Source organism: Streptomyces sp. x-19, from assembly GCF_046549115.1.
Classification (GTDB): Bacteria; Actinomycetota; Actinomycetes; order Streptomycetales; family Streptomycetaceae; genus Streptomyces; species Streptomyces albulus_C.
The window spans coordinates 1-8,600 of record NZ_JAJPWK010000064.1 but is presented as its reverse complement, the minus strand read 5'-3'; the positions used below and the strand labels follow the sequence as shown (position 1 = coordinate 8,600).

Below are 8,600 nucleotides of genomic sequence, written 5' to 3'. Positions count from 1 at the left end.
GCGCAAACACCTCCCCGGCAAACTCCTCCAACCGGCCCCGACACACAGCAAGTTCCCCAGCCCTCATACAACCAGCGAACTACCACACACCCACCGTGACAAGACCACGTAACAAAGCACTACTAGGGCCTGTCGTCAAACTCCCGCCTGCCTCGCGGCGCCTGGCATGCGCGCTCTCTGCGTTGTCGGGCTCATCCCGGTACGCCCGGTACCGGGATGAGCAGGGTTGTCCCGTAATCCCTGGTGGATCAGCGCACGGCGTCAGATGCGGTGCATCGCAAGGCGGAGGGGCATCCGGATACCGGGCGTATCCAGATGTTCCGACAACGCGGCGAGGCGCCGTAGCTGCCGTCGTGCTGCCCGCCAGGGAGTACGGGACACCCCTTAGGCAGACCCTCCAGATGCACTTCCGAGTAGGTGGTGCGACGCTGGCAGATAGGCAACCCGTAAACGAGGCGTCCCATCTGGCTGATGCGTAGTGGCAGCATTGGGAGGCGATTCCATGAAAATGGAAGGCGATAATGCGAGTTACGCGGGACTGACGGGCAGCTCAGTCGAAGCTGCGGAGGCGCCGGTTTCATCGGCGGCGAGCGCTAAGGCTTCTAGCGACCGACTGTTGCATTTTGGTGCAGCAGTGGCAGGAGAACAGCGTAGCACCATGGACTGTCTGAGGTTCTCGCTGCAGCGCCTGGCGATGCTCACGGACGAGGTTTATTCCGGTCTTCCCTCAGCACCTCCCAGCGAGACGTCTCAGTGTTTTGCGCAGGCTCTTCACGAAACGCAGATTTACCTGATACGCCTGGATTATTTGAACCGGACGGTCGCGATGCTGAAGGAATGGGGTTTTTCTTCTCGCGATAGATAGGCCTCCATGCGCCTGGGCAAGTGGCGGAACCGGCAGACGCGGCGGACTTAAAATCCGTTACCCCCTGCAGGGTGTGTGGGTTCGAGCCCCACCTTGCCCACTCCGAGGTTTTGCGACAATGGCTTCTCCCGGATCGCTGTTTCGTCCATCATCTGCCGGACAGGATCTCTCGAGGCTGCCCAGTATTCACTATCCGACAGGCGATGCGATTCTTGCTGGGCAGGTTGACCGTCGAGCACGATCTTAGTTACCTCGTACTTAAAGGTTGTTGTGGCGTGCAAAAGATCTGTGGTGACCTCTCGATGGAAAATGGGCGGTCCGATCCAAGTGAGCCGAGGAGTAATGATGAGTCCCTTGCCTGTTGCGGAGTTGATGGAGTTCGTTGCGGCGGCTCATTCGGAGCGTAGAGATTTGAGGGTAAGCCGGAATTTCCTTGGGCTGACTGGAAGCGACCTATTCTTCAACGTTTATATGAACGGCGATCTGGTGGTGAAGTGGCCTTTCAATTTTAATGATCGCGACCTGACGGTAACGGGTTCCGTTCCTCTGGACGGGGTGGGCCTGGTTACGGATGCCGAGGTGTCTTTTGTTGCTGCAGATGAGGGATGGGTTGGCGGTGTGATGTTGGCTGCGACTCTGTCGCGGTGGGAGGTTGCCACCGCGTATCTGAGGGTGAATCTTGAGGGGTTCCAGGGGCATGGTTTTGATTCCCCGTTGCTGGTTTTGGGGGCGACTCCGCCGTCGCCAGTAGGCGGTGAAGTTACATCTTGGGCTTCTTCTGCGGTCGGGTTCTCGGTGGGTCCTGTGCGAACATTTCTGTTTGTGTCGTCGGTTCCGGAGACGGGGGGGTTTGAGCTTTCAGGGGCCTTCCCTTTGGGGCTCGGTCTGATGAAGCTGGAGGACTTGGCTCGTCTGCCCATGGTGGCGGGGGTAGAAGGGGAGGAGTTTTCTCTGCCTGCTGGGGTGCCTCTTCTGGGTTCGATCGGATGGCTGGAGATCCGGGCGGGGTTCAATCCAACGAGGGGGGGGATTGAGTGGATGTGGCTGGATGCCGGTCTGGGGTCCGGGCGATGGGATCCGGTGGGTGACTGGCTGGCCTTGGAGGGACTGTCGGTTCGTTACGGGATCGGCTGGTATTCTTTCGGCGATACGCCAGGGGAGGATTCTAGAAGGCATTTGGTCTCCCAGGAGTTGAATGCGGATGTCATTGTCCGGGGAACGACGATGAGAGCCAGGGTAACTCTCCCGGACATGATCATCACAGCTTCTCTTCAGGATCCTGCAGATGTGTCCGACATTATCGGAGACCGGCTGGCCGATGTCCTCCCAGATGTGAGGGTATCGTCCTTGTTTCTGGGCGGTCGATTAGACAATAAGTCGTACACTGTTTCCTGCTCACTGGACACCCGATGGACTTTCTTTGAGGGTCTCACTCTGGAAGGTGTTTCTTTTCATCTGGACGGGCTGGGGGGTGCTCCGGATCTGTTCAGCATCACGGGGAGTTTCGATATCGGGGGCACGGCGGTGTACGTCGAGGCGCGACGGGCCAGTGCGGGTGGATGGATGCTGTCGGTCCTGGCTGAGGACCTTGAGTTTTCCGGGTTCTGCGACTGGCTTAAGGACAGTTTTCCTGGCGTAAGAGTTCCCGAAGCGGTTGCGGGTATGAAACTGGCGCGGGTCGCCTTGATGTTCGAGCCGTCGACGCGCACGTTCATGGCCTCGTGTACCGGGTCACTGCCACTGGGGGAAAGGGAGGTGCTGCTGGACCTGAATCTGCAGGCTCGGGCAGCGCAGGATGGTTTCGAGGCCGGGTTCTGGGGAGAGCTCTCGTTGCCTGTGCTGCTGGCCGAGCCTGATGAAGGCGAAGAGGAGCCGGTGCCGACGTGGATGAGGTTCACCCTGGGCCTGGAACGTGATCCGTTGAGTACGCGGTTGGGGGCCTCGTGGAGCACCGACGATGCCGACGGGATGCCGGTTCTGGCTCTGGTCAGGGCGCTCGGGCTGACGGATGAGGCCTTGACGAAGGTGCTGCCGGAGGCGTGGTGGCCCCGGGTGCGAAGAGCAGGGATCGCGTATGACTCGGCTTCGGGCGGGCTGGTGCTGGCACTGGCGACTCAGTACATGGGGGTGACGGCAGCGACTGTGAAGGACGGGGGAAGGCGCTTGTATGCGCTGCTGCTGCGGGGGAATACGGACCTGAGAGCTTCCCGCCTTCCGATCGTCGGGCAGGCGGTGGTACCAGGCGGAGACTTCGTTATCAGGGGAGTCGAGTTCTGTCTGGCTTCGGCGGCCTGGAACCCCGCGCAGGCGCAGGCGGCCAATGACCTGCTGCGTCTGGTGGACTCGGCGCAGCGGACGGATGTTCCGTCATTCGAGGCTGCAGGGGTGCCCAGCGGTGCGGGCCTGGCGTTGTACTTCGAGGCCGCTGGCGAGCCGCCAAGTCGTCTGCTCGTGCCATTGACCGGATCCAGTTCCCTGCCGCAGTCCGCGGCGGTGGCACCGCGCTCGGTCGGGAGCACGATCGAGATCGGTCTGGCGGCTGGTCCTGTGCGCGTACACCGGATCACCCTGGCTTTCACCGGTGACGCGGTTCTGGTCGGACTCGATTTGACTGTGGCCGTGGGGCCCATTGAGTTGACCGTGATCGGTCTGGGTGCGCGCGTCGGCACGGATTTCGCTGTGTCGCCCCTGGTGCAGGGTGCGCTGGTCTTCATGTCGAAACCCCCGGTCCTGCTCGCAGGCACTCTGACACGCCGCTCGCACCCGGACTACGACGAATACGTCACCGGGGGTGTCGTTGTGGAGACCGGGATATTCGGGCTGCAGGCGGTGGGAAGTTATGCTCGAAGTCCGCAGGGGTGGACGTCATTTTTCCTGTTCGGTGAAGCAGCATCTCGTAACGGGATTGGCCTGTTCGGGCCTCCGCCGTTCACGGTGACCGGGCTAGCCGTAGGCTTCGGCGTCAACAGTACCGTCCGCGTCCCCACCCTTTCCCAAGTCCCCACGTTCCCCCTGGTCCGACGGCTGAGCAGCTCGGGCTCACCGGAGGACCCCCTGCAGCAGCTCGAAAGCTGGGTTACGCCGAAGCAGGGTCAGTACTGGGGGGCTGGCGGCATCACGTTCACGTCGTTCCGATTCATCGAAACCAGGGCACTGCTGCTGGTCGAGGGTGGGGAGCAGTGGAACGTGACGCTGCTGGGGCGGACGAGTGTGAGCCTGCCGCGTAACCGCGCTGCAGAACAGCGCCCGATCGCTCAAGTCAACATCGACCTGGTCATCGCCTACCGGCAGGCCATGGGTCTGCTGTCGCTGGACGCGGTCATCGCCCCCGGATCCTTCGTCCTGGACCCCGGGTTCACCCTCACCGGCGGCATCTCCATGTACGTGTGGACCGGCGGAGAACATGCCGGTGACTTCGCCATTACCGCGGGCGGCTATCACCCTTGGTACAAAGTCCACGGCCATCTGCCCCAGGCTCCCGACAGGGTCGGCTTCTCCTGGTCACCGTCCAGCTCCATCCAGGCCACCGGCAATGTCTATGCCGCAGTCACCAGCAATGCCCTGATGTTCGGCGGGCGGCTGGCCTTCGACTACGCGGCCGGCGGCGCCATCCACCTGCAAGCCTGGCTCAACGCCCACCTCGACGTCCTCGTCCAGTGGAAGCCCTTTTATCTGACTGCCAGTCTCGGCGTGCGGGTAGGGGCCGCCGCCACGATCAAGGTGCTCTTCGTGCGAGTACGTGTGTCGGTCGAGGTCGGAGTGGAGCTGGACCTGTGGACCCCGCCCCTGGGCGGTCGGGCCACGGTCAAGCTCTGGTTCGTCTCTTTCACCTTCTCCTTCGGCTCCTCCCGGAACACCACCCCCGCAGCCGACTGGCCAGAAACCCGCACCCAGTTGCCCTCGCCCACCCACATCACCCTGGAGCAGGGGTTGCTGCCGGACGTGCCGGCCGAGGAAGCACAGCGGCGTGCCGCAGTTGACAAGCCGGTCCTGGTCTCGGCCGAAGGCTTCACCCTCGCTATCCAGACCCAGATCCCCCTCACCCTCCTCACGGTCAACGGCACTCCCTACACCCACCCCGACACCGGCGCACCCGACTATGGCGCACTCCCGTCGGTCCGCCCCATGCGCACTGCCGATATCACCTGCGAACAACACATCACCGTCACCAAAGACGGCCAGCACTTCACCCCCCAGGATCAAGGCTGGACAGTCGAGCCGATCATCGCCGATCTGCCCCGCGCCCTGTGGGGCCCGGTGTTGAAGAAGCCCGCCGACGCCCTGGACGAGCCCGCCATGCTCGCGCAACGAGTCACCGGCCTGCGCATCACCGTCCCGCCCCCCGTCACTGGAGACACCACCGGCCCCGCCACCGCCCGCGCCCTGGGCACCCAAACCCTCGCGCCCGGGGCCACACCCTTGCGAAACCCTGCAGCCCAAGGTCCTCGCCCCACCACCAATCCCCGCACCATCGCCGTCATCACTGACCCCACCACCGGTATCAGCACTGACACCACCCACACTCACCGCACCCGCCTCCACACACTCCTCCACCAGCATCACTACGCACCCGGCACCAACACCAACCCCATCGCCTACACCACCCAAGCTCCCAGCATCCACACCCACCCACCCCTCACCACCAGCCCCGGGTAGCCCCGCGCCCCCACAGCAGCCCCACCCCGCGACACGACTGGAGGTTCACCGCCATGGCCACCGACCCCGACCTCGATGTCGACTTCATTGAGTACGCACAGGCCCAGGCTCTTCCCGGCGTCTACAGATTCACCTCCCAGCAGCTGCTCAAGTACGGCCCGGGAGACCGGGAGGGAGAGCGCCTTGACACGCCAGACTCACTGGAGGATGTGGAGGACACCTTCCAAGTCGATGCTGCGCGATTCGTCCTAGACGCAGCCGCCATCCACGCCCACTACCCCTTACGCGGAGCCTCCGGCGATTACGAGCTGGTCCTGCCACACATAACGCTAAAACGTTCACTCCTGCCCTGGGACCGGCACATCTCGGGCCAACGGCGCACCGACTTCCAACCACGGGACCCGTGGCTTGCCCTGCTGGTGTTCCGCGCAGAGGAACTACCCGACCACCTCGGAGGCGAGCCGGTCACCCGCCCAGTCAGCGAACTCATCCACCCCAAAGAAGCCGACATACTCGGCCCGGACCTGGTCATCGGCACTCAGTGGAACAAAGGCTCTGTGGCCTTCGAACCAGTGCCTCCCGACAGCGCCGACGACGACTGCCAGACCATCGACGTTCCCGTGGAAACCTTCACCGCCATCGCCCCCCGCCAGGACGAACTCCCCTTTCTCGTCCACGTGCGCGACGTACACCGCCCACGGGCATTCGCCGAAGACGCGGAAATCCTCACCGAAGGCATGTACGCCGTGGTGAGCGCCAACCGCTTCCCCGACGCACCAGACCCCACCACCCCTGGCACCATCCCCTACACTGCCCATCTGGTCTCCCTCGAAGGCCACCAAGACCACCTGCCCGGCGGTACAAACCTGCCGGGAGAAACGACCCGGGTACGCCTGTGCAGCCTGGCATCCTGGCCGTTCACACTCACAGTGGGAAACCTGGACATCGTCCGCCTCCTGGAAAATCTCGTCGCCCCCAGCCGGTCCGACGTCCCCGATGCGGCAGAAAACCTCTCCCTGCGCCTCCCCTTGCAGCCACCCGACCACGCCCCAGACCTCGCGGCGAGATCCGCACCCGGCCATGGCCAAAGGCACGATGCGGCACAGCCCCCTGCCGACGCGGACACTACAGCGGACGAGGACGCGGAAGGCAGGGAGCCTTCTGCAGCGGAAGATGAGAGCGAGTATCTCGCCTCCCGACTGCGGCGAGGTTACGTCCCCATACCCCACAGCCTGGCTTCCGGTGAGCTCACCTTCGCCTGGTACCGGGGCCCCGCTACCCCGGTGACCACACCCGCCATCCAGGTGGGGCCAGAACAATGGCCCTACCCTCCCGGTCCCGGGGAAGGCGGACCACCCACCACAGCCGACCATGCCCTGGTCTACGAAGAAGAACACGGCATCTTCGACGTCAGCTATGCAGCCGCTTGGACGCTAGGACGCGCCCTAGCCCTAGCCGATACCAACCATGCACAGGAACTAGTGCGGGCCCGCCGCGAACTGGCCAACCGCTACATGACCTTGGCGGCTCTGTCCGGCGACCCGGCCCGCTCACACGCTGAACCCGATGCCCTGCCCGGGCAGTACGCCTTGCAGCAACTGAGCTCGCCTGGCTTCGCCCGGACCCTCCTCCAGGCACTCAATGATCCCCCTGCCGGCGATGTCCCGCCGACTGTATCGGCCGTCGGTGCCATGGATCGGGAATCGGTGCGCACCCGCCTAGCCGAGCTCCGCTGGCGGACCCTGCTCGAGACCACCGCCGACCGCCATGCCGCAGTACTCGCCGAGTGGACCGACCGCTTGGCCCACCTCCATGACGTCCCCCTCCACTACCTCCTCCCCCACCCCGCCCTCCTGCCGCCTGAGTCCCTGCGCATGTTCCGGATCGACTCGACCTGGATCGACGCACTCGTCGCAGGCGCCACGGACGCCGGCATCCACACCACGGTGGACCGCCACGTCGCCCCGGCCTTGCACAGCGCCGTCAGCCGCGCCCGCAGCAACGGCTCCGCCCCGTTGACGGCCGGGATCTTCATCCGCTCCGCGCTCGTGGAGGCATGGCCTGACTTCGACCTCACCGCCTGGATCGTCGAGAACCCCGGCGAGTCAGACCCCGAAAAGATCAGTCACCGGAAAGTCGACGAACTGCGCCGCGAACACTCCGCGGCCGATACCTTGCTCTGCCTGTTCGCCGAAGTGCCTGAGGAGATCGTCATCCGGGAGCCGGGCCAGGGTGTTCACATGGGCATCAGCCGGGCGGACCGAAGAGAAGTCATCAACCTGCGCCGCCTGCAGGCCGAAGCTGGCAGCCACCCAGACGAAGGGCTTGGCTCCTCCACGGGTGTGCCCTTCCCCGCCCAAGGACAAGGCTCGTTTTTCACCCGCCACATGAGGGAAGCGTCCCCCTCCCCCCGCCGCGTACTCAACCTGCGCGGCACCGGTGCCATGATCCTCACTGATCTAGCCCAAGCACTGAACAGAACCGACATCCGCCCAGACGAACTCGCCCTCCAACTGATCAACTCACCCATCCGTCAGCAATTGTTGAGCCGAAACTCCTTGGTTGCTGGGTCTGTTGAGAGTGCGTGATGGCCAGACCCTCCCATGGTGGAGTCGGCCGGCCCGGTCGCGGCAGATCACCTCGATCTCCGGGTGGCCGGCGAGCCCGACGGGCTTCCAACTCCACCAGAAGCGCAGCCAGCCGGGCCCCGGGACGGCCCGCCAGTACCAGCGCGACCGACGACAGCATCTGCCGTGACAGCGGCGTGTACCGGGCGTGTGGCCGGGTCGGGCCCTCCGCCTGCTCAGCGAAAGTCACCGCAGCGCAGCGAGGATGGTCACGGCTTTCCCGGCGTGAGCCCGGCCGATCCGCCGGCGCTGGCCGCCGACCATCGCCACCCGTCCGCGGGCACTTTGCGTTGAGCCCGCAGCTGGCCGTCGAACCGCAAGGTGACCCCGAGTTCGACAGTTGGTGGGCATGCGGGACGGGTCGGCGGCGGATCTGTGCAGGTGAGTGGGCTGACGCCCGCCTGGGAGTGTCCAGGGGTGTGGGCAAACGGATGTGCGCTGGTATTGCTCTG

3 protein-coding genes and 1 tRNA gene are annotated in these 8,600 nt (G+C 64.4%); all 4 read left to right on the top strand.

What is annotated here, in order from left to right; all coding sequences use genetic code 11:
* The first annotated feature begins 502 nt into the window (after positions 1-502).
* Positions 503-865 (top strand): hypothetical protein, encoded by a 363-nt coding sequence (locus tag ACLJT4_RS41920; RefSeq protein ID WP_411130396.1) that lies wholly within the window; start codon positions 503-505, stop codon positions 863-865.
* Positions 866-879: 14 nt separating this feature from the next.
* Positions 880-965, top strand: a tRNA-Leu gene (locus tag ACLJT4_RS41915).
* 371 nt (positions 966-1,336) lie between these two features.
* The gene (locus ACLJT4_RS41910; RefSeq protein WP_411130395.1) at positions 1,337-5,521 is read left to right on the top strand and encodes a DUF6603 domain-containing protein; all 4,185 of its coding nucleotides are present in this window, start codon (positions 1,337-1,339) and stop codon (positions 5,519-5,521) included.
* Between the two features lie 53 nt (positions 5,522-5,574).
* The gene (locus ACLJT4_RS41905; RefSeq protein WP_411130394.1) at positions 5,575-8,109 is read left to right on the top strand and encodes a hypothetical protein; all 2,535 of its coding nucleotides are present in this window, start codon (positions 5,575-5,577) and stop codon (positions 8,107-8,109) included.
* Positions 8,110-8,600: the final 491 nt, after the last annotated feature.

Bases quoted from the DNA above. Each gene is read 5' to 3' on its own strand.
- ACLJT4_RS41920 (WP_411130396.1), top strand. From the start codon at position 503: ATGAAAATGGAAGGCGATAATGCGAGTTACGCGGGACTGACGGGCAGC.
- ACLJT4_RS41910 (WP_411130395.1), top strand. From the start codon at position 1,337: ATGAACGGCGATCTGGTGGTGAAGTGGCCTTTCAATTTTAATGATCGC.
- ACLJT4_RS41905 (WP_411130394.1), top strand. From the start codon at position 5,575: ATGGCCACCGACCCCGACCTCGATGTCGACTTCATTGAGTACGCACAG.